We start from the raw sequence: 21,938 nt of genomic DNA on the forward strand, positions 1-21,938 counted from the left end.
GGAACTTCGCTGGTTCAGAGCTGCTGATACTCACATTTTCTTAGTCAACAATGCAGTTTGCATACTTATATTTGAGTATTTACGGTTTAACATATTGAAATCATTAAATGCTTCGATATCTTCGTAATGTAAGTGGTAGAAATAGGAAATGTTAAACTATAAAAGACAGCAAAGCAATAATCGATAAGATAATTAAGATATTAAATTAATTAAAGAATCAAATGATTAAATTTTTAGACGGCGATGCAATTAGCGCCAAAATAATTCAAACCATAAGAGAAGCAAATCAATATTTGACATTTGTTTCTCCTTATATAAAGTTAAACGATAAAGTTAAATCAGAACTGACCTATTTAGTGAGAACTAAGCCAACTGTCGAAATTAAGATTGTGTTTGGAAAGAATGATAAAAACCCCAATAAAAGCCTAAGTAATGATGATTTCGAGTTTTTTAAAACTTTGGGAAATATACGAATTAGTTACGTTAAAGAACTTCATGCTAAAATCTTTTGCTCGGAAGCTCGGCTGATGCTAACGTCCCTAAATTTGCATGAGTATTCTCAAACAAATAACTTTGAAGCTGCTTTTGTTATTGAACACTCTGGCACTATACTCGGGTCATTAGTTTCAAATAAAGCAGAAACCGCATGGGAAGAAGCTTTAGATTTTGTTGATAAAGTAATTGAAAGCTCGATACCAGTTTACCATAAAGGAAAAGTATACGAAACTTCATGGTTAGGGTTTTCTGCCAAATTAGTCGAGGAATATGATGAAGATAATTCTGAAACCTTTTTTAAAAGGACATTGCCTGCTAACGATTCTGTAAACTTTGGTTTTTGTATAAGAACAGGTGTAAACATACCTTTCAATATTAAAGCTCCGTTTTCCGATATTGCATATAAATCATGGAAACGATACGGAAATGAAAGCTACAAAGAAAAATATTGCCATTATTCAGGGGAGGCCAGTGATGGTGAAACTTCTTTGAAATCGCCAGTCTTAAAAAAGAATTGGAAAGAAGCGAAAGCGAAATTTAACTTCTAACCTTTCAGGAAAATTTATTTTAATAGTAATAAATTTGTAGTCAGACTGCTATGGATTCTCAGGGAAGGGAATGATTTAGCAAAAGTCCGGCAGCAAGATTCGAGTATAGTTTGGAGCGAAACGGACAGTACACTTGTAGTGAAATACGCATCCATAATCTGGTAAAAAATTGGCTCGTTTATTGATATTAGACTATTCTAGTTTGGCCTGTAGAATACAGCGAAAATCAAGTCGCTTCAGGAACAACCACTCTATAATTCCATTTTTTGCTTAAACTTTAATTTCGGAAGATTGATTTAGTTTGGTTTTGTCGATTTTGTTCTTGTCAATTCGATTTCAGCTATTTCAAGTTGAATCGATTGCAATCGGTCTTGGGGTTTCTGAATTTTACAATACCATAAAGCACCCCCAATGATAAGCAGTAAGAAGCCGAGCAAAATTCCAGCATTTGCCTGCCTGAGATTCGACTCAGTGGAATCCAAAATCGAATTTAATTCCGTCGATCTGAGTTCAGACTGAACAACATCTTTGGTATGCTTTTTAATTAGGCTGTCTAATCGTTTGCTATTTTCATTGATCTGAGCCCGGTATCGCCGTTTTTGTTCATCAATTATCTCAATTTCCCTAGGATCTTTTTTTTTCCTAATTAATTCAAGGTAAAGTTTGTCTGCATCCAGTATTTCCTTTTGTTTGTCTTGATAATTTATTAAGTGGGCTCTATCAACTATTGAATCTAACTTAAAATAAGTTCTCTGTAAAATTCGTATTGAATCAACAGTGAATTTCTGTCTAGCAAGGCGAGTATTTTGATTTTGCACAGTGTAAACACTGTAAATCATTAGCACTAAACCTCCGATAAATAAAAATTTATAAAGACTATCGGTAGGAATTGATGGGAGAGAAAACATATAGCTAATTTACGTTCGTTTGTGAGAAGAAGATTTTTGAAAGCTTAAAATGTCTTTATGAAATTAAGTTAGATTCGGGATGCATAAAGTTTTTTATTTTGACTATGCATATAGTTTATTCATTATTCCTAATAAATAAATAGTAAATCACGTATAACCAACTTAACATCCCAGCGATTGCAGAATACAATACGGACTTTGTGCTACTCCAACATATAGAGACTGCTAGTGCGCTACCAATTCCAATACCATTACCGATAGCTGTGTTAGATATTTTAGAATCATTAGCTAAACAAGGGAGCGTAAAAACTATAAATAGGGATAATAAGAGCAATTTTTTCATTTTATAAATGTAGAGTATTTTTTATGAAATTAGGGTTTGTGTAGATCACAAAATTAAGAGGCCATAAATATGTTTTTGGACTAAATTCACCAATTTCATTCCTTATAGAGCATGTTGGTTTTTGAACTAAGAGTAACACATATTTTCTTTTAAGAGGCACTTTTAAGTATAATTTCAATCCTCCGTCAATACTATAGTTAAGTTTATATAATACGTTTGTTGGCTAGATAGTTATTTTCTAAAATGATACGTCAAGTTTTCGAATTGGGATAATGTTGACTTGAAACCCTTGAGTAACATCTATTATGTACGATGCACATTTTTCTTATCATACCTGTTTTATTAACCCCTTTATAAGGAATTGTGCGCAGTTGCTTATTCTTATAAAAAGCAAAAGTTTTATTAATTGCTGTTTACCTTATAAACACAACATCGACAACACATTCCTCGAGCATATCCAAAAACAGAACATCCTCCCTTAAATAGACGTAAAGTTAAAAATTTTGGATATTGGTAAGATGGATTAATCGACTTGCAATCATCACTCATTCTTTTATATTTGCATAACTAAATCTCTCTATTAAATTAAACGCTCAATGAAACAATACATCTTTTATTTATTGGCAGCAATAATAATGCTATCTAGCTGCACCACTAATTACTACCTTACTGTTTCTGATACTGAAACGCCAATCTATTCAACAGACGATGGTTACGAAAAGGTGGCATTGATTGAGGCAGGTAAAGGATTCATCAGTAAAGGTAAATCATCGAGAACGGCAACAAGTTATGGGCTATCAAATGGCTACAGTCCGTATATATTAACTTGGAAACCACTTAAAAAGCTAACGAAGAAGCAACTTGCTGAGTTAGTCTTTACCACTAATTATGGTTATACCTATAGCGGTGTACCAACTTCTGATTACAGATATGGTAGGTTATTAAAAACCTACCCCAGTTATACTCCATCAGCCGAGCCTAGATCCACAACTAAATCCACTGGATCATCAGGTGGAACTGTACATGTAAAAGGTTACACTCGTAAAGATGGTACTTATGTAAGACCACATACAAGATCAGCTCCTAGGAGACATTAGATTTCATTTATACCATTATGGCCGTATTTAAACTATATTCAAAACGACAGAAAGAACTGAGGGGCGAGGTATCTGAGGTATTCACTTATGATAATTTACCAAGTGCATTAAGAGTTCAGGTATCACTTATCATTGACGATGCTTTTGGGGTCGATATAGGTCGTTATGGCAATGATAACAAGCCAGAAAAAGGGTTTGCCATGATTCACGAAATCATATGTAGAGAATATGGTGTATTTGAATTAGGTATTAATGACACTGGATACGCTCGTAGTGGCCGAGCGCAGCTTAAGAATCAATTACTTTACTCTCCAGAAACAGATAAGGTTTTAGATGTTATAGAGTTTTGTTTCAAATACATCACTAACATAATAGGTAAAGGTCTATATCGCTACAAAGAGACAACGGACATTAAATTAACACCTGATGATGCTGTTGATGAGTTAAACATTCGATTCAAAGAGCATGGAGTTGGATATCAGTTTGAGTCAGGTGAAATAATACGTGTTGATTCAACGTACGTTCATTCAGAAATAACTAAACCTGTGTTAACATTACTTTGGAATGAACGATTTAAAGGAGCAAATGAAGAATACTTAAAAGCACATGAGCATTACAGGCATGGTAGAAATAAGGAGTGCTTAACTGACTGTTTAAAAGCTTTTGAAAGCACAATGAAGATTATCTGTGAAGAGAAGGGTTGGGCTTACAGCCAAACTGATACTGCCAGTAAACTTATAAATGTCTGTTTCGCAAATAACCTAATTCCTTCGTTTACACAGAATCAATTCTCGTCACTTCAAAACCTACTAACAACTGGAATCCCTACGATAAGAAATAAAGTAGGGGGACATGGACAAGGCCAAGTACCTCTGAAGGTAAATGACGGGTTGACTAGATATGGATTAAATTTAACTGGCACCAACATCATTTTCTTAATTGAGCAGAGCGAATTGTAAATCAATCTAGCTTATCCATAATTACTTAATCATTTATAAGCAATGGCAATATCTAACCAAGTCTTAAAGCAAATAGAGATTCATCAGCTCAAAGGACTGAAAGACTTAACTATCGACTTTACTCAACACCCACTAACAGCTATTCTCGCGCCAAACGGTATGGGTAAGTCTACAATACTCCATGCTATTGCTTGTATCAATAATCCAGTAACTGTCCCAACCTCAACTGTAAACCATCGTTTAAGTGAGTTTTTTACTCCTACAACACATTCAATTTGGACAGGTAGTAGCTTTATGGTAACTCAGGACTACCAAAATGCTGCAATTACTAGTAGAGATGTAAGGACTCACTTCAGAAAAGTAGTTGGACGATGGGCACCAAGATATGTAACTCGCATTGAAAGATATGTATCGTACATCGGTATTAGAACATGTGTCCCAATGATTGAATTAGAAACGCAACAAGCGCGTATACAATTTAATACCACGCCACTTACGGATGCTCATTCTACAAGGGTAAGGAATGCTGCAGGCTATGTGATGAACAAAGTGTACAATGAGTATAACGAGCATAAGACTGGTTGGAATAAAAGCTACATTGGAGTTTCCGTCAATGGGATTTCTTACTCTTCATTAAGTATGGGAGCTGGTGAGCAAAGAGTCTTTTTTATTCTGTCTGAGGTTTTTAGAGCACCGAATTATGGATTGATTATAATTGATGAACTTGACTTATTATTACATGAGGATGCACTATTTAGGCTTTTGGAAAAGCTTAATGAAGTCGCTAGTAACAAGCATCTTCAGATTGTTTTCACTACTCATGCGCTGTCTATTTTGACATTGGATTACATAGCATTTAGGCATCTCTATCAAACTCCATCTAAAACTCTTTGTTTTAGTGATACGAAACCTGATGCCCTACAAAGATTAACAGGACATCAACTTAGACCACTTGAGATGTTTGTCGAGGACGATCTTGCTTATGCTATCGTAAAGAAGATTGGTTCTGAAGAAGGATTGTCGAAGTATATGTCAGTTAAGAAGTTTGGGGCTGCCATAAATTGCTTTACTACAGTTGCTGGAGCCATACTAAACCAGCTTGACAACTTTCAAAATATGCTTTTTGTTCTTGATGGGGATGAATATAGTTCAGAAGAATTAAAAATACGAATGATTGGTAAGGTATTGACAGGCACATCTGAAGAGAATATACTTCAGCGAGCCTCTGCGCTGGAGAAAATTACTCAGTTGATACTACCTGTTGGGTTCCATCCTGAGTTTTATTTTTATAATGTCATCTGTGAGCTAAACAATGGAGATCTGACTGTTGAGCAAAGAGAAATTGTAGATGCAGCAAGGCAAATTGGTAATCCTGGCGATGAGCATAGGTATTTCAATGATGTCATTGTGAGAATGGATTTTACAAGGGAAGTAGGATTGAATAAACTCGTAGATCTGCTAAGCATTACTCCACAATGGGCTTCGATAAGTCAGAATATTAGGCAATGGCTTGACGAAAAAAGAGAGGTTGTTGTAGAGTAATAAGTATTGTACCATAAACACCTATAATGTAGTTAGTACTTCCCATAAACGATGGCATGCGTTAGCTTTACGTGTTAGGAAGTAAGTGATAGCGAGTATCTGTCTAACTACTGCACCAATTTAAGCTTGTCCCACCAATACGTTTAAAGGAACTACGGCATAAACACTCATGTGGCAACCTCACTGTCCATTTATTCCGTTCCTCCTTTACTTAATTGGTTCGAAAGCTTGGTACTTGTGCCATATTTAAATAGATACAACTATGGTACAAGAACAATTTAAGGTAGCTGAAGTGCAAGTAAGCTACAAACCAGATTACAACATTAGTGAACGTCCTAAGATAAGCTCGTCTCAACAAACGTATTGCCTTTTAAAACAACAATGGGATATGGGTAGAATCTCGTTTCTAGAAGAGTTTAAAGTCATACTCCTTAACCGAAGTAACCATGTGTTGGGGATAGTAGATATATCAATGGGTGGTGTCAGTGGTACTTATGTTGATTCAAAGCTAGTGTTTGCTGTTGCTTTAAAAGGTAATGCGTCTGGAATAATAGTCACCCATAACCATCCTAGTGGATCAATCAGACCGAGTGAGGCAGATATCAAGTTAACGAAACGATTGATAGAATGTGGAAAACTACTTGATATTAATGTCTGGGATCACATCATTTTGAGCGAAAACTGCTATTACAGCTTTGCTGATGATGGAATGATATAACTTGAAACCGCTTGAAAAATTCAAGCGGTTATTTACTTAATTCATTGTGAGCAGTTACCTTATAAATGAGTCATCAAATCGCTTCTCTTAGCTTTCACTTTTCTTTTATTAGGGTATATACCCCGTTTAATAAAACAGTAAAAATTGTAATCGGGTGAACCTAACGTTTATTTGTTCCCCAATAGGTTACCCTATAATTCGGGCAAAACATCTTTTAGCCTTTCATCGTTGATTTCTCCCAATCCCCTTAAATAGTTTAGAGTGACAATCATATTTGAATGTTGTAAAAGTTGTTGCAGGACATGTAAATCTTTCGTTTTCTGATAAACTCCGATTGCAGCAGTATGACGAAATGAATAAATTGTTTGATTAGGCTCCAATAATTTCGCTTTGATCATCTTTGTTTTAGCTTTACCCCACATTAAGTTGAAATAACCAACGCTATAAGGTTCTTTGGTCAGAGTGAAAATATTCAACTCTTTATCGCTTATCCCATCTAGTCGTTTCTCTAGCAAAACCTTAATATATAATGGTATATATACTGTCCTTATTCGCTTGCTTTTATTTTCACTGCCTGATAATTGAATTTGAGAAAAGTCCTTGACGAAATGCTTTATCTTCAATAGTCTTATTTCGTGATGGGGACGAAGTAAACACCCGTACGTTAGGATGCAACACAGATGTAAATTAGGATAAGTTGTCTCCAAAAATTCTAAAACCGTATTCAGTTGATCCTTTGAATACGGGATATGTAAACAGGCCTTCGCCCTTGCAGGTTTCGTTGATTTCACGACATTAAAACTGGCATAACCTTTTCTCACGAATTCATTTATCAGGGTACTTAAACACCTTCTTCGGTTAATGTAATTTCGTTCACTGGACTGAAATTTTGCCAAGAAAGCATCAACAACAGAAAGTGGCAGACTATCACATTTATCATTGAGGTATATCTTTGGCACAAACTCAACAAACATCCTACATACAGCTTTTAAATTTCGCTTATATAAGTCGCATAGATTAGAGGAAAGTTTTTCAGCTAAAACCTCTGCTAATGCATTTTGTAAAGAGGGTAGTTCGGACAATTTTGCAAACGGATTCCAACCTGCATTTAAAGCTTTCGTAAATTCGAATTGAAGTTGAGTAAGTACTCTTTTTTGGTCCCGAATAGTTGAACATTGATTGGGATTAATAACGAGGTTCAGTCGATTTCCGTTGTACTCGCGCAACCTCTTACCATTATAATAAAAGGTTACATAAGCTCTTTCTCCTTGCTTTTTAGGAGTGACAATTTTGGGTTGTGTGAACATGATTTGGCGCATCTCTTGACGCAACCCATTATGAAAACATCGTAACTCACTGTGGTCCCGACGAGGGCCTGCCTCATATCTAAAGTTTAGGAAACTTCTATTCTATCCGTTGAACTACGGGACCATTTTTATTTTAGGTTTTAGATTTGGCTTTTTACTCTTCCCAAAATCTACAATCGTAATTATCTAATTATGCTGCCTTCCTGAAATTTTGTGGTAGGCGCAACAAAAGTAAGTTTTCCTTCCGAATTTTCGGCCATTAAAATCATACCTTGTGATAAAATTCCTTTAATTTCTCGGGGAGCCAGGTTTACGATCATACTTACCTGCTTTCCGATGATGTCTACAGGGTTATAATATTCCGCTATTCCCGATACTACAGTCCTTTCATCAATGCCCGTATTTACAGTTAGCTTAAGTAACTTCTTTGTTTTTTCTACCTTTTCGGCAGCAACGATGGTCGCTACTCGAATGTCGATTGCTGAAAATTCATCAAAGTTAATGTTCTCTTTCGCGGGAATCGCTGATGCATTGTTCGCGGCATTGCTTGCTTTGCTTTGATTCAACTTTTCAATCTGGAACTCAATTTCAGCATCCTCGATTTTTTCGAAAAGCAAGGTAGCCTCGCCAATGTCGTGCCCACGTTTAAGCAGATTAATTGAGCCAGCATCTTCCCAGGTATGACCACCATTTTGCAACATCTTCATCAATTTCTCGGCCGTAAAAGGTAAAAAAGGCTCGATCAAAATCTGGATGTTCGCTGCAATTTGAATAGCCAGATTCAAAATTGTGCGTACACGGTCTTCATCTGTTTTAATCAGTTTCCAGGGTTCAGTTTCCGCCAGGTATTTGTTTCCTAACCGAGCAACATTCATCACCTCTGATAGTGCTTCGCGGAAGCGATAATTTTCAATCGACGCAGAAATTTTTGCAGGATAGGTTGCCAGCTCGTCTATCACAGCCTGATCTACCTCGGTAGTTTCCATTCGGGTAGGCACCGCCCCGCCGAAATACTTGTGTGTTAAAACCACCACGCGATTTACAAAATTGCCCAAAATAGCAACCAATTCGTTATTATTTCTAGCCTGAAAATCCTTCCATGTAAAATCGTTGTCCTTTGTTTCGGGTGCAGTAGCCGTTAAAACATAGCGCAATACATCTTGCTTACCCTCAAACTCTCTCAAATATTCATTCAGCCATACGGCCCAATTTTTAGAAGTTGAAATCTTTTGCCCTTCGAGGTTCAGGAATTCATTCGCAGGCACATTATCTGCCAGCGTGTAATCGCCATGCGCCATCAACATTGCCGGAAAGATGATGCAATGAAAAACAATGTTGTCTTTGCCTATAAAATGAACCAGTTTGGTTTCATCGCTTTTCCAGTATTCCTCCCAACCACATTTATCGTTTTCATAATTGTTGATGTAATATTCTTCTGCTTTGGGATTCCATACATCAAGCTTAGCATAATTACAAAGCTCTTTGGTTGCCGAAATGTAGCCAATTGGGGCATCGAACCAAACATAAAGCACTTTACCTTCCGCATCGCGAAGCGGCACACGAACCCCCCAGTCCAAATCGCGGGTCATGGCTCGAGGCTGCAGTCCCGCATTTAACCAGCTTTGACATTGGCCGTAAACATTCGGGCGCCACTCTTTATGGCTTTCGATATAAGCCCTTAAGTGGTCTTCATATTTATCTAATGGGAGAAACCAGTTTTTAGTCTCCTTCAAAATTGGCTTATCTCCCGACAGGGTCGATTTTGGATTGATCAGATCGGTAGCGTTGAGCGTGGATCCGCAGTTTTCGCACTGATCGCCGTAGGCATTTTCGTTGCCGCATTTGGGGCAGGTACCGGTTATATACCGATCGGCAAGAAATTGTTTCGCGGTTGGATCGTAATACTGCTCTGTAACTTCCTCCGTAAAAACGCCTTTATCATACAGCGTTTTAAAAAAATCTGCCGCAGTTTGGTGATGGGTTTGGGAAGAGGTACGGTGATAAATATCGAACGATACACCAAACTCCTTAAAAGAATCGCCGATAATTTTGTGATATTTATCGACTACCTCTTGTGGGGTGATGCCTTCTCGTTTGGCTTTTAGCGTTATAGGCACACCGTTTTCATCCGATCCACAAATGAATTTTACATCCCGTTTATTTGAGCGGAGGTAACGGGCATAAATATCTGCAGGGATATAAACCCCAGCCAAATGGCCAATATGCACCGGCCCATTCGTATAAGGAAGCGCCGCCGTTACGGTATATCTTTTTATTTTATTATTATCCAAAACAATTTTTATTAATTTGGCAAAGATAAGTGTTTTGAAGATGATAAAGCAGCCCCCGTACTTAAAAAAAGGAGATAAGATTGCCCTGGTTTGCCCGGCAAAGAAATTACCCAAGCCTATTGATAACGCAATTGCGACTTTAGAGCGCTGGGGATTAGAGGTTATTATCGGCGAAAGCGTATATGCGAGCCACCATCAGTTTGCTGGAACGGATAAATTACGGACCGACGACATTCAACGGTTTTTAAACGACCCCACCATAAAAGCCATCATCTGCGGTCGCGGAGGTTATGGCTCGATAAGAATTATCGACGATTTGGATTTTACGGCCTTTGAAAAACAACCCAAGTGGTTTGTAGGCTTTAGCGATGTGACCATTATTTTATCGCACATTTTTGCACAAACGCAAACGCAGTGTTTACACGCACAGATGCCCTATACTTTTGATGACTCGACGGAAGAAGCGATTCAATCGCTAAAAAAATCGTTATTTGGCGAAGCTCAGCAATATCAGTATAAGAGCGAGTTTAAAAATAGAACCGGAAGTTGCGAGGGCCTATTAATTGGGGGTAATTTAACCTTACTCGCCATGATGCAGGGTTCGGTTTCAGAAATGAATTTTGACAATAAAATTCTGTTTCTCGAAGATGTTGGCGAACAGGAATACAGTATTGACAGAATGATGCGGATGCTAAAACGGGCCGGCAAGCTTGAAAACCTAAGCGGATTAATTATTGGTGCCTTTAATGAAATAGAAGAAGAAAAAATCTCATTCGGACAAACCGTCGATGAGGTAATTTGGCAGGTAGTAAAAGATTATAACTATCCTGTTTGCTTCAATTTTCCAACGGGACACATTGATAACAACCTAAGCATGGCCCTGGGCGCACAAGTGGCCTTGACGGTAGAAACTAATAACGTTCACTTTAAATATTTATAAATGGCAATTTTTGACAATTTAAGCAAGTACCGTAATACGGGCTTGCTGCTTCTTCGTATTGGTTTAGGCGTAATGTTCATCATTCATGGTTTTCCGAAACTGGCTGGTGGACCTGATGGCTGGACAGGATTAGGCGGCAGTATGAAAGTAATTGGGATCGACTTTTTCCCAATCTTTTGGGGATTTATGGCTGCCGTATCTGAAACTTTCGGCGGTTTTCTTTTAATTGTAGGTTTATTTTACCGCCCAGCCTGTATATTGCTGGTTTGCACTATGATTATTGCCGCAATGACGCATTTTGCCAAAGGCGATGGACTGCAAGGGGCAAGTCATGCAATTGAACTCGGAATTGTATTTTTCGGCCTGATCTTTATCGGGCCCGGGAAATATAGTGTGGATAAGAAGTAGTGGAAACACTAACCGTATACTGGAAAGGTTAACGGATCAAAATAAAAAAGGAGGCTGTAAATTACAGCCTCCTTTTTTGGTTAATTTATATCTTTACTACGGATTTTGAGGTCCGATGTTAGGATTAGCATTTATCTCATCGCGAGGGATCAAGAATAAGAATCTTGGATCTCCCGCTGGAATTTGCATTACGTTATTTACTGAATTAGGTACAAAATTTGGAACAGTTGTTCTATCCAATCCTTGATTAAGCCTTTTCAAATCTAAGTATCTAAAACCTTCGCCCCAAAGCTCAACCCTTCTGTGCATCATAATCTCATCGATTAAATTGCTCCCTGTTTTAGTTGATTTCACAGCGCTCAAATCCCTTTTAGAAACCAAAGCAAATAATGCCGTTTGTGCCAAAGCATCTTGATTACTTCTAGCGTAAGCCTCCGCCAGAATCAAGTGCATTTCAGCACTTCTCATCCAAGGCACATCGCCCAATGACGGGTCTCCAACAGTTTTCACAGAAAACTTTCTACTCATATACCCCACTCTTTTAAAGGATGTGGTTGGTAGTGGAAAGTTGGTGGGGGTTGGAATGGGTTCCCACATTTTCTTTCTCACATCTGTAGCTGAAATTTGTTTGTATAGCGCCGAATTAATCATTTTCGGTGTACCCCTCATATACGAAGTGTTCGCATTATAGGCAATTTGCGCATAAAACGACCCGAACGTATCTCCCTGTTCCGTGGTTGGCATTGCACACCACATAAACTCCGAAAGGCTGTTGTTATTGAAACCGGTTTGATAATCGCTTTGACTCATCAAAGGATATTTTCCACCGTCAATTACCTCCTTAGCATATTTAATAGCATTCGGATAATCTTGCATGGTAAGTGCTACTCTTGCTCTTAGGCCTTTTGAAACCCAAACATCAGCGTGGGTTTTGTTCACCTTAGTTGTTAGGTTTAGGGCTATAGCCTTATCTAAATCAGAAACGATTTGCGTATAAATTTCTTCAACACTAACGCGAGGCTTCGCAACATCGGCAACTGTTAACACTAATGGCACGGCTAACTGCTTATTTGGCTTGGCAGTTGCATCATATCTTGTGCCGTAAAACTGTACGAGGTATGAATACGCATAAGCCCTTAATGTATAGGCCTCCGCTTTAATTCTATTTTTATCTGCATCCAAGCCTTGTGCCGCATCAATATTTTCCAAAACATAGTTTGCATTATTGATGATGCGATAAAAAGTACGGTAGTAATAAAGATTACTTGCATGCGAATCGGTACGAGCAGCAACGTAAGTTCCCTCGCCGGTATTGGTAAACCAAGTAAGATTGGCTTGGTGCAAATCTTCTCCCATAAAATCTATTCCTAAAAGGATGCCCGCAACCCCTGGCTTGCCTTGGGCATTCGACGTAGTGGCTGTTGTTCGGGTAAACATGTATGCATAAATGCCATTAATTACAGCATTTGCATTAGTAGTTGAACTGAAGACGTCCTCGAAAGCCACCTGATTTGTTGGTGCAGTTTCGAGGTACTCCTTTTTACAACCCGGCGCTAGTAGCACCGTTAATAAGCCAGTAAATACTAAAAGCTTTTTCATATATCTTTTTCTTTAATATTTTAATTACAATGATAGATTGATACCTACACTAATGGCACGGCTTTGCGGATAGGTATTTTGGTTAACACCATCAAATGATTCGGTAGGGTTTAATCCTTTTCTTCTCGATTTTAAGTATAAGTTTTCACCAGTTACAAACAAACGAGCGCTTGATACATCGATTTTACTTAACCAAGCCTTTGGCAGGTTGTAAGAAAGGTTAACATTACGTAGTGCCACATATGAAGCATCAATCAGCCATCTGCTCGATGCGGCATTGATATTGGTCGAGTTGCCATAATCCAATCTTGGAATGTTAGAGCCCTTATTTGTTTGTGTCCAAGCGTTTAACACATCTTTGTGCAAAGAGCTTCCATACGATGACGTGCTGAACAAACCTGCATAAACAGCGTCGTAAGCCTTACCGCCAATTTGATAATTGATTAAGAACGATAGCGAAACGTTTTTGTAACTGAATGTATTGTTAACAGAACCTAACAGATCCGGAACAGCTGAACCTGAATAATCATATTTAGCAAATGACTGGTTGGTTACATACTGAACCCCATTTACGGTACGAATATTTGCAGCTGCTGTTCCATCGGCCGGAATGTACAACGAAGATCCATCGTTAGGATCAACGCCTGCAAACTGCCTTAAATAATAATCATAGAAACTATGCCCTGCTTCTCTTCTTTTTGTACCCTTTACAATTGTCGGTGTTTCAGCAGGAAGCTCGGTAATTTTATTTTTAAAAATTGTCCAGTTCGTAATGAGGTTCCAGTTGAAGTTTGTATTACGGATAAGGTCTCCGCCCAACTGAAGTTCTACTCCTTGATTATACATTGCACCAACGTTACGGTAAACACTCGTTACTGCTGATGATAACGGTTGGGGAACACTCAAAATTAGGTCGTTAACATTCTTTCTGTAAAACTCCACCTCGCCTGTTAACCTTCTGCCAAAAAACGAGAAACTTACTCCCGTATTCAGCGTATTTTGTTTTTCCCAGGTCAGCTCGGGAGTTGCTACTGATGATAGGAGTACACCGCCTTCATTGTTGTTATTTGAGCCCAGATCGAAAAAAGCCCTATCGCCATAATACCTGGCATTGTCATCGTCATCAAGCAAAGCATTATTACCAACCTGGCCGTATGAAACCTTCAAACGTAAATCATCAATCCATGAGGCATCTTTCAAGAAATCTTCTTTATTCATTGACCACGAACCGCCTACTGAGAAGAAAGGGCCCCATCTTTTAATAGAAGAAAACCTAGATGAGCCATCGCGTCTGAATGAAGCGTCGAAAAAGTACTTTTCATCATAGTTGTAACTTGCTTTAGAAAAATATGACTCAATAGCATCGTCATCTTTTCTTCCGGTTGAACCTGTCGAAGACACGAAGTTAGCCAGCGCGGTATTGCCTTGCGCCACGATATTAGTTCGATCGGCCTCAAATGTGCGATAGCTATAACTATAATTTTCATGACCCAATAATGCGGTAATGTTATGAAGACCAATTGTTTTCTTATAATTTAAAATTTGGTTAAAGGTGTAAGATTTAATGGTATTGTTGCTCTGAAATTTATAACCATTTGAACCGGCACCATCACCTACTAAAGGATTTCTGTATCGATCTGCGTTATTGTTCCTCAAATCCATGCTAATTGCAGGGGTAAAGGTAAAATCCTTTAAAAATCTAACCTCAACAAACGATCTCGCACTAACTAAGCTTCTTCTATACAAATTATCGTTTAAAATGGTTTCATATACGACGTTACGGCCCGGCGATGCGCCTGAAGGACGATTGACTGCATCAGGATGAATGCCGTAATCGTACCATTGAGCCTCAGTTACGTTGTTATAGATCGGATTCCCAGTTGCATCAAAAGCATGCACGGGATAAATCGGCCCCATATTACGGGCAAAGCTGAATGCATTGATAAAGCTATTGTTGCTACCTGTTGAAGCATCACTAGCGATATTAGCGTCAGACATTGATCCAGAAAGGTTTAACCCTGTTCTTAACCAAGGTTTAAGCTGTGTGTTCACATTAACACGAGCATTGAAACGGCGAAAATCTGATTTTAGGATAAAGCCTTTATCGTTTAAGTATCCCAATGAAATTAAGTAATCCGATTTCTCGGTTTTACCTGAGGCGCTCACATTTGCATCTGTTCTCTGGCCGGTTCTTTTTAATGGTGCGTACCAATCGAAGTCGTTGTACAATAATGACGCGTTCGGGTTTAATTGTCCATTAGCATCTACTAACTCTTTAGCTGGCACATTAAATGGATTATAAACCAAGCTGGTTGCAACATCATTACTCGCCTTTGCAGCTGCTGCTGCCTCACTTAATGGAGTTGAGGCAGAATACATGAGGTTGTTTTTTATGCCTTGCCAAACTGCCGGAAAGTACTCATAAGCGTTTAAAAGCTCATACTCTGGAATACCCCTTGTTGACCAGCCTTGACTAAAGCTCACGTTAATTACCGGGCTGGTCGCTTTTCCTCTTTTAGTGGTGATGATAACAACACCATTTCCGCCACGCGATCCATATAATGCAGATGATGATGCATCTTTAAGTACTGAAATACTTTCTACATCGTTTTGATTGATATCGCCGATGCTGCCATCGTAAACTGCACCATCCAGTACGATTAAAGGCGAGCTAGAAGATGAGATTGAGCCAAACCCACGTATTCTGATTTCAGAATTCACCCCTGGTTGACCGTTTGACGCGGCCACATTGATTCCCGGAGCAGAGCCCTGAAGCGCTGAGGTTATGTTGGTTACGGTACGTTTTTCGAGGTCCTTTGACGTAATACTTGAAACAGATCCGGTGATGGATTCTTTTTTCTGTGTACCGTAGGCAACAACAACAACATCGCCTAATGATTCAGAACTGCTACTTAACCTAATGTTTACCGTGTTTGAAGAGGTGATAGCAACGGTTTCAGTTGTGAAGCCAATATAAGAGAATTGAATTTCGGTTGTGGAGGCGGTTATTCCGATTGAATACCGACCATCGTTCCCAGTTGTTGAACTTGCCGTTGAGCCAACAGCCTTTACACTAACCCCAGGTATCGGCAATCCGTCTTCGCTAGAGGTTACCGTCCCTGTAATTGTTCGGTCCTGGGCCATTGCACTGGATGCAATAAACAACAGTACGAACAAACTTCGTAAAAGTTTTTTCATAATTTGAAATAGTTTTAATGATTAATAATTATTGTTGATACAATAACAGGATCATTAATTTCTATTTCATTCAGAAACTAACTACTACAACAATTGGGGAGAATGGCGTCAAATATACACAATTTTGTTACAGCTGTTCCTGTTTATTTCCACATTATTTAAAGTCATTCGCCTGTCTGAAAATTGACAGTTACAACGCGTGCAAGCATCATTCGCTCAGTTCAGACATCAAGCTCTTTTAAAGCCACTGCAATTAGATAAAAACGCAAATCTGGTGAGCAGACAGTTCGGCCGCTGACGTTTTAGGTTTTCTATCAACTGGCAATCAATCCCAAGAAAAAAACTAACAATTTCATGGCACACTTTGTCAATGACCTTTTTAATTTTGAAATATTTAAATTATCCAACATGATTAAAAAGGGCTTTTCTCTTCTGGGAATATTTTTTTTAGGCATATTGTCTCTGCTTCCCTTGTCCATTTTATATCTATTGGCCGATGTAGCTTATTTTGGATTATACCGTGTTTTTGGTTATCGAAAAAAAGTTGTTCGGCAAAATTTGCTCAAGGCCCTTCCCGAAAAACAGTTCGCCGAGATCATTGAGATTGAAAAGCGATTTTATAAATATTTAGCTTCCCTGATTTTTGAGGTGGTTAAGATGAACAGCATCTCGAAAGCCGAAATAAAAAAACGATTTGTTTTCAAAAACAAGGAACTTGTTCAGCATTATCTCGATCGGGGCCAAAGCGTTCTGTTTTGCTCAGCGCATTATGGTAATTGGGAATGGGGAACCATGGGAATTGGCCTTAACTTTAATGCCGACCACTACCCTATTTACAAACCTCTGAGCAACCCCGTTTTTGACAATTGGTTCAAAAAAACACGAAGTAAATTTGGCAATAATTTAATAGCCATGCGGCAAACCATACGTGTGCTAACAGCCAACAAAGACAAGCCGGGTATTTTCAGCTTCGGCAACGATCAGGCACCTGCGAGGAACGAATCTCACTACTGGACAACTTTTTTACATCAACAAGCATCGATACAACTTGGCATCGAAAAAATCGCCAAAAAAACCAACCAACCCATTTTTTATCTTAAAGTAACTGTGCTTAAACGGGGTTTTTATGAGGTTGATTGTGTTCCGCTTTGCTTAAAACCAAAAGAAACCGCCGAGTTTGAGATTACCGAATTACACACACGCTTTCTGGAAGGGATTATTCGTTCGCGACCGGAATATTGGTTATGGAGCCATAGAAGGTGGAAGTATAGACCCCGAGAAAAATCGCCATTTTTATCTAAGGTAAAGCAGCCTGGCCAAACGTAATCGTTTATATTTGCTGGTGTAACTAATGCCAATGAAAACTTTTAAAAAAGCAGCTGCTTTCCTTTTGCTCTCCGTCGTTTTAGTGTTTGCTGGTTTATTTGTTTGGCAGCCCTATTTAGCAAGGGTGTTGTGGTTTCGAACGCCGAATGCCAATACCTATAAAGCCTTTCCACAGGCGGTAGTTCATAAGAGCGATACCGCATACCATTTCATCAACGTAAAAAGCAAACGAAATGATTTGGATACGCTGCTCGTTAAAGATGCAGATGGACAGTTAATCCCTTTTAAAGCCTACTTCGAAAAAGGTAAACTAAACGCTTTTCTGGTAATTAGAAATGACAGTATTTTGTACGAACGATATAAATCGGGCTACAGCGATAGCACACTGACTACGATATTTTCGGGCGCAAAAAGCATGGTTTCCATCTTGTTGGGTCAGGCTTTGAACGATGGCTACATCAAGAGTTTGGATGATAAAGTAACGGCATATATTCCGGAACTAAAAAACAAAGAGGGTTTTAGAAATATTACGCTCAGACATCTTTTAGAGATGAAATCGGGCCTGGAGTTTAAAGATGCACTGGGTGGTGTAATTAAGGCTTTCTTTTCTGATGAGGCAAAGTATTATTACACGCACGACATGAAATCGGAGCTTTTAAAAACAAAGCTTGTTAACAAACCCGGAACGGTTTGGAAGTACAAAAGTATAGATCCGATTCTTTTGGGCTGGGCATTGGAAAACGCTACAGGCAAAACGGTTGCTGAACTTTTCGAGCAAAACATCTGGCGAAAAATTGGCACCGAATACAATGCTTCATTTGGGCTCGATCATCCCGAAGGACTGGCCAATACCGCAAGCAGGTTTCAGGTTACAGCAATCGATCTTGCTAAGGTTGGGAGATTATATCTTAACAATGGCATTTATAATGGCAATCAAATTGTACCTGCGCAATGGGTAGAACAATCGATAACTATCGGTAATGAAAAACCTGCATCTGCAAAAGGGTGGCAGCAGTCGGCGCATCATTTTCTCTGGTGGATTCCGCAGACGGGAGAGAATGGCGATTTTGCTGCAGAAGGCATGTTAGGGCAACGACTTTATGTAGATCCCCAAACAAATACCATTATCGTTCAGTTTGCAGATCGTGGCGCGGGCGATTATCCCTACCGTAAAATCAGCAGGTACCTGGCCGGATTACCATTCTCTTATCCAAAACCTTAATTGTAGTATTTGAAACTGGCAGATCAGGGAAATAGCAGGTTTGGTACAAGCTTGCAATGACGCAGGAAATCAGTTAAAGCCAAGTTAGCAAACCTGTGAGGCGCCTTTATGGGTACGAATTAAAAAGAAACGGTTGGCAAAATTGCTAACCGTTTACTGAGTTAATTTAAAAGGTATGTAAAAACCGCCTAAGCATGTTGTCCCTCGTGTACTCCCTCTGCAAATTCCTCTACAATCTTATCGTTAAATGCTGGCAAATCTTTTGGTGTTCTACTGGTTACCAATCCCTGATCTACCACAACCTCTTCATCGCTCCAAACTGCTCCGGCGTTGATCAAATCCTGCGAAATGTTTTTCACCGAAGTCATTTTTCTGCCTTGAACAACGTCGGCATTAATCAGGGTTTGTGGTCCGTGGCAAATAGCAGCGACAGGTTTCCCATCGGTAAAAAACGATTTAACAAATGCAATGGCATCTTCGTTTACACGCAGCTGATCGGGGTTAATTACTCCTCCCGGTAAAAGCAATCCATTATAATCATCAGCGTTAGCTTCGGTAATAGCTTTGTCTACATCAACTTCTATCGACCAATGATCTTGATCCCAGGCTTTTATTTTTCCGGTTTTTGAGGAGATAATGTGAACGGTTGCACCCTCTTCTTTTAACCTTTTCACTGGTTCTGTTAATTCAACTTCTTCAAATCCACTTTCAGAAAGCACAGCTATAGTGCGGTTACTTAATTGTCCCATAATCTTTAATTTTAATAGGTGATATTTTAAAGACAGCGTGAGGAAAAATTTGTTTTCGAAAAAATGAGATTATCGGCCTTGCCCTTGCTCTAATACTAATTCAACAGCCTCCAAAAAGCACGCGAAAAAATGCGCTGGGTTGAATCATTTTGAATTATCGAAAAGGCAGGCCGCCAGTTCTTCATCACGATGATATAGATCATCGCGAAAATTTAACGCTCCGGCCTGATCAACCCACGCTGTAAAATAGCTGATGAAAATCTGCACGGGATGCTCAATCTTAATCCAGCGTTCAGTGTTGGCATTCATTGCGCTCACGATTTTTTTAGCCGTCCATTGCGGCTGCGCTTTTAGGAGATAGCTTGCCAGTTTAACGGGCTCGGCAACGCGGATGCAACCATGACTAAACGCACGTTTTCTAAGCTCAAAAAGATCTTTGGCTGGTGTATCGTGTAGGTAAATGCTGTATTGGTTAGGAAAAATAAACTTCACCCGCCCCAATGCATTCTTTGAGCCCGGTTTTTGCCGGATAACGGGCAGTCCATTTCGCCGTCCGGTTATCTCCATATTATGTTGGGCCAAATAACTCGGGTTTTCTTTAATGCCTGGCAGGATTTCGTCTTTTACAATGCTTTCAGGTATATTCCAATAGGGGCTAAAAACGACATTTCTAATCTGATCGGAAAAAATTGCAGTCCGGTTAGCTGTTTTCCCTACAACAATATCCATGGCTATTGCCTCTTTGCCCCTTTCGTAAGCCCGCAGTCTAAATTCGGGAATGTTTACCACTACTTTCCGCTCGGCATCATCCACGGGCATCCACCGCATACGCTCCATATTAATGCGCACTTTCTCAATCTTTGTTGTTATCGGGATATTAATTGCTTTTATAAATTTAGGCCCGATAATGCCATCGTTGGCCAGACCATGCCTTTTCTGAAAGTTGATTACAGCGGCCTCAAATTCGCTACTATAGAAATTGGTCCCATCATCCTCAGGCAAGTCGCCAAGGGTATTTAGCCGGCATTTAACGGCCTGTACTATTGCGCCGGTATCTCCCAACTTATATAGTTTTCCATTATCGATAATGTCTGACCAGCGTGCCTCTTCTAATTTTTTAAGCCGATCTAACTTTTCTTTCATCGAATAATACATCGGGTAAATGGGAACAATATCCTTTAGTTCGGCACCTGCAACAAACTGGTTAAGAATTTCAAATAGGGGAAGTCTTTTTCGCAATATATTCCATTGCAAATCTTTTGGGTTAACTTTTCCTGCATATGCATGATCGATAAAGTTCAAAAAAAGAGTGGTCATGGCCAGTTCTACCTTCTGCAAGCTAGTATCGGCAGATGCAAAGGTGTAATCGGGCTTGGCTAAGCTTACCATTCTCTTAAATAAGTTTGGGTTGCGGAGGGCGCTATCGGCAGAATAGCTGAGAAAATCCTGATAGTTGCTCCAAAATGTCAGCGCCTGCCTGGTAAGCCTCTGTTCATTAACCCAGGCATATTGGTAATCTCTTTCTGTGTAAAATTTTGTTATTAAAGCGGATTTACAGCTATCAATTTGTTCATCGAGTATAAAGCCAGCTAACTGATGCGCATCGAGGCGAAAATTGTTCCTTGCCGTTGGCAACATTGTCGCATCACCAGCGGTTTGTCCAATAGCATCGCTAAAGGCAAAGGCAAGAAACAATATTAAAGTGTAAAATTTACTGATATTCGGCATGTGTGGTGTCAAAATGCGAAATAGGGTTTGCGTATTTTATCAATTGGGCTTTGTTGTAAGCACCACGGTACCGACTGGATATTGAATATCCGAGCTATCTTCGGCAGTTATGAAAAAGTAATCCGGCTCAAAAGGGGTAACCGTATTTAACTCGCCCTCTAAAGAACTGGAAAAGAAGCCGCTACTGCTTCTGAGTTGCCCGATATTTTTGGTAATCTGATTTTTTAATACGAGCCACACTACATACAGCTTTTTCTTCGGCTGAAGCCTCGAGGGCTCTGCCAGGTTGGTTACCTGAATTTTGACCGCATAATTATTATTATCATCCTTGCTTACTTTCACACTGCCCTTTGCCGCGGGTACCACGCTCGAATTCAGAAACTTTGTGGTTGTAGAACACGAAAAAAGGGTGCAAACAAAACAAATACTGAGAAGCAGAATAACTGATTTTAAATTTTTCATTGAAATGATAAGGATGATTACAGGTTGATGTCGGTAAAAACCGAGCTTTGAAAGTACAAATACCAATAGGTTAACATCCCGTTTCCCATTTTAGTTTT

At 39.1% G+C, this 21,938-nt stretch carries 17 protein-coding genes and 1 tRNA gene; 9 read left to right on the forward strand and 9 right to left on the reverse strand.

Translation table 11 applies throughout. The features are described from left to right. Positions 1 to 221: 221 nt before the first annotated feature. Complete coding sequence (locus tag IZT61_RS12375) at positions 222 to 1,043, forward strand: phospholipase D-like domain-containing protein (protein WP_196097216.1); 822 nt, start codon at positions 222 to 224, stop codon at positions 1,041 to 1,043. Positions 1,044 to 1,339: 296 nt separating this feature from the next. Here IZT61_RS12375 and IZT61_RS12380 read toward each other — a convergent pair whose 3' ends face one another. Beyond that, the gene (locus tag IZT61_RS12380) at positions 1,340 to 1,951 is read right to left on the reverse strand and encodes a hypothetical protein (protein WP_196097217.1); all 612 of its coding nucleotides are present in this window, start codon (positions 1,949 to 1,951) and stop codon (positions 1,340 to 1,342) included. A gap of 978 nt (positions 1,952 to 2,929) precedes the next feature. On the opposite strand from IZT61_RS12380, the gene IZT61_RS12385 reads away from it, so the two are divergent. From IZT61_RS12385 to IZT61_RS12400, 4 genes are all read left to right on the forward strand, one after another. Beyond that, positions 2,930 to 3,391: a hypothetical protein gene (locus tag IZT61_RS12385; RefSeq protein ID WP_196097218.1), complete on the forward strand. Its 462-nt coding sequence runs from the start codon at positions 2,930 to 2,932 to the stop codon at positions 3,389 to 3,391. 17 nt (positions 3,392 to 3,408) lie between these two features. Then, on the forward strand, positions 3,409 to 4,350 hold the full coding sequence (locus IZT61_RS12390; protein WP_196097219.1) for an STM4504/CBY_0614 family protein: 942 nt from the start codon (positions 3,409 to 3,411) through the stop codon (positions 4,348 to 4,350). 42 nt (positions 4,351 to 4,392) lie between these two features. Then, positions 4,393 to 5,892 carry an AAA family ATPase gene (locus tag IZT61_RS12395; RefSeq protein ID WP_196097220.1) on the forward strand — a complete coding sequence of 500 codons (1,500 nt, stop codon included), beginning with the start codon at positions 4,393 to 4,395 and terminating at the stop codon, positions 5,890 to 5,892. Between the two features lie 262 nt (positions 5,893 to 6,154). Further along, complete coding sequence (locus IZT61_RS12400; RefSeq protein WP_196097221.1) at positions 6,155 to 6,610, forward strand: JAB domain-containing protein; 456 nt, start codon at positions 6,155 to 6,157, stop codon at positions 6,608 to 6,610. Positions 6,611 to 6,801: 191 nt separating this feature from the next. Here IZT61_RS12400 and IZT61_RS12405 read toward each other — a convergent pair whose 3' ends face one another. The 3 genes from IZT61_RS12405 to metG form a co-directional block, all read right to left on the reverse strand. Continuing rightward, positions 6,802 to 7,917: a site-specific integrase gene (locus IZT61_RS12405; RefSeq protein ID WP_196097222.1), complete on the reverse strand. Its 1,116-nt coding sequence runs from the start codon at positions 7,915 to 7,917 to the stop codon at positions 6,802 to 6,804. A gap of 52 nt (positions 7,918 to 7,969) precedes the next feature. Further along, positions 7,970 to 8,041 (reverse strand) — tRNA-Arg (locus IZT61_RS12410). 58 nt (positions 8,042 to 8,099) lie between these two features. Next, on the reverse strand, positions 8,100 to 10,208 hold the full coding sequence (metG, locus tag IZT61_RS12415) for a methionine--tRNA ligase (protein WP_230383649.1): 2,109 nt from the start codon (positions 10,206 to 10,208) through the stop codon (positions 8,100 to 8,102). Between the two features lie 40 nt (positions 10,209 to 10,248). Here metG and IZT61_RS12420 point away from each other — a divergent pair, with 40 nt between their 5' ends. Beyond that, positions 10,249 to 11,148, forward strand: coding sequence for a S66 peptidase family protein (locus IZT61_RS12420; protein ID WP_196097223.1), 900 nt, complete (start codon positions 10,249 to 10,251; stop codon positions 11,146 to 11,148). Continuing rightward, entirely contained in the window at positions 11,149 to 11,556 is a 408-nt protein-coding gene (locus IZT61_RS12425) for a DoxX family protein (protein WP_196097224.1), read from the forward strand. 96 nt (positions 11,557 to 11,652) lie between these two features. On the opposite strand, the gene IZT61_RS12430 is transcribed toward IZT61_RS12425, so the two are convergent. Next, the gene (locus IZT61_RS12430; RefSeq protein WP_196097225.1) at positions 11,653 to 13,155 is read right to left on the reverse strand and encodes a RagB/SusD family nutrient uptake outer membrane protein; all 1,503 of its coding nucleotides are present in this window, start codon (positions 13,153 to 13,155) and stop codon (positions 11,653 to 11,655) included. Between the two features lie 24 nt (positions 13,156 to 13,179). Beyond that, positions 13,180 to 16,353 carry a SusC/RagA family TonB-linked outer membrane protein gene (locus IZT61_RS12435; RefSeq protein WP_196097226.1) on the reverse strand — a complete coding sequence of 1,058 codons (3,174 nt, stop codon included), beginning with the start codon at positions 16,351 to 16,353 and terminating at the stop codon, positions 13,180 to 13,182. A 408-nt stretch (positions 16,354 to 16,761) separates the two neighbouring features. Between IZT61_RS12435 and IZT61_RS12440 the strand changes: the two genes are divergently transcribed. Together IZT61_RS12440 and IZT61_RS12445 are read left to right on the forward strand one after the other, a co-directional pair. Beyond that, on the forward strand, positions 16,762 to 17,679 hold the full coding sequence (locus tag IZT61_RS12440; protein ID WP_196097227.1) for a lysophospholipid acyltransferase family protein: 918 nt from the start codon (positions 16,762 to 16,764) through the stop codon (positions 17,677 to 17,679). Positions 17,680 to 17,710: 31 nt separating this feature from the next. Next, positions 17,711 to 18,901: a serine hydrolase domain-containing protein gene (locus tag IZT61_RS12445; protein WP_196097228.1), complete on the forward strand. Its 1,191-nt coding sequence runs from the start codon at positions 17,711 to 17,713 to the stop codon at positions 18,899 to 18,901. Positions 18,902 to 19,089: 188 nt separating this feature from the next. Here the strand turns inward: IZT61_RS12445 and IZT61_RS12450 are convergent, their stop codons facing one another. From IZT61_RS12450 to IZT61_RS12460, 3 genes are all read right to left on the reverse strand, one after another. Next, complete coding sequence (locus IZT61_RS12450; RefSeq protein ID WP_196097229.1) at positions 19,090 to 19,650, reverse strand: type 1 glutamine amidotransferase domain-containing protein; 561 nt, start codon at positions 19,648 to 19,650, stop codon at positions 19,090 to 19,092. Between the two features lie 144 nt (positions 19,651 to 19,794). Next, positions 19,795 to 21,378 (reverse strand): L,D-transpeptidase family protein, encoded by a 1,584-nt coding sequence (locus IZT61_RS12455; protein WP_196097230.1) that lies wholly within the window; start codon positions 21,376 to 21,378, stop codon positions 19,795 to 19,797. 39 nt (positions 21,379 to 21,417) lie between these two features. Further along, positions 21,418 to 21,840, reverse strand: a complete 423-nt coding sequence (locus IZT61_RS12460; protein WP_230383650.1) for a hypothetical protein — start codon at positions 21,838 to 21,840, stop codon at positions 21,418 to 21,420. Positions 21,841 to 21,938 lie beyond the last annotated feature (98 nt).

Source organism: Pedobacter endophyticus (assembly GCF_015679185.1).
GTDB classification, from domain to species: Bacteria; Bacteroidota; Bacteroidia; order Sphingobacteriales; family Sphingobacteriaceae; genus Pedobacter; species Pedobacter endophyticus.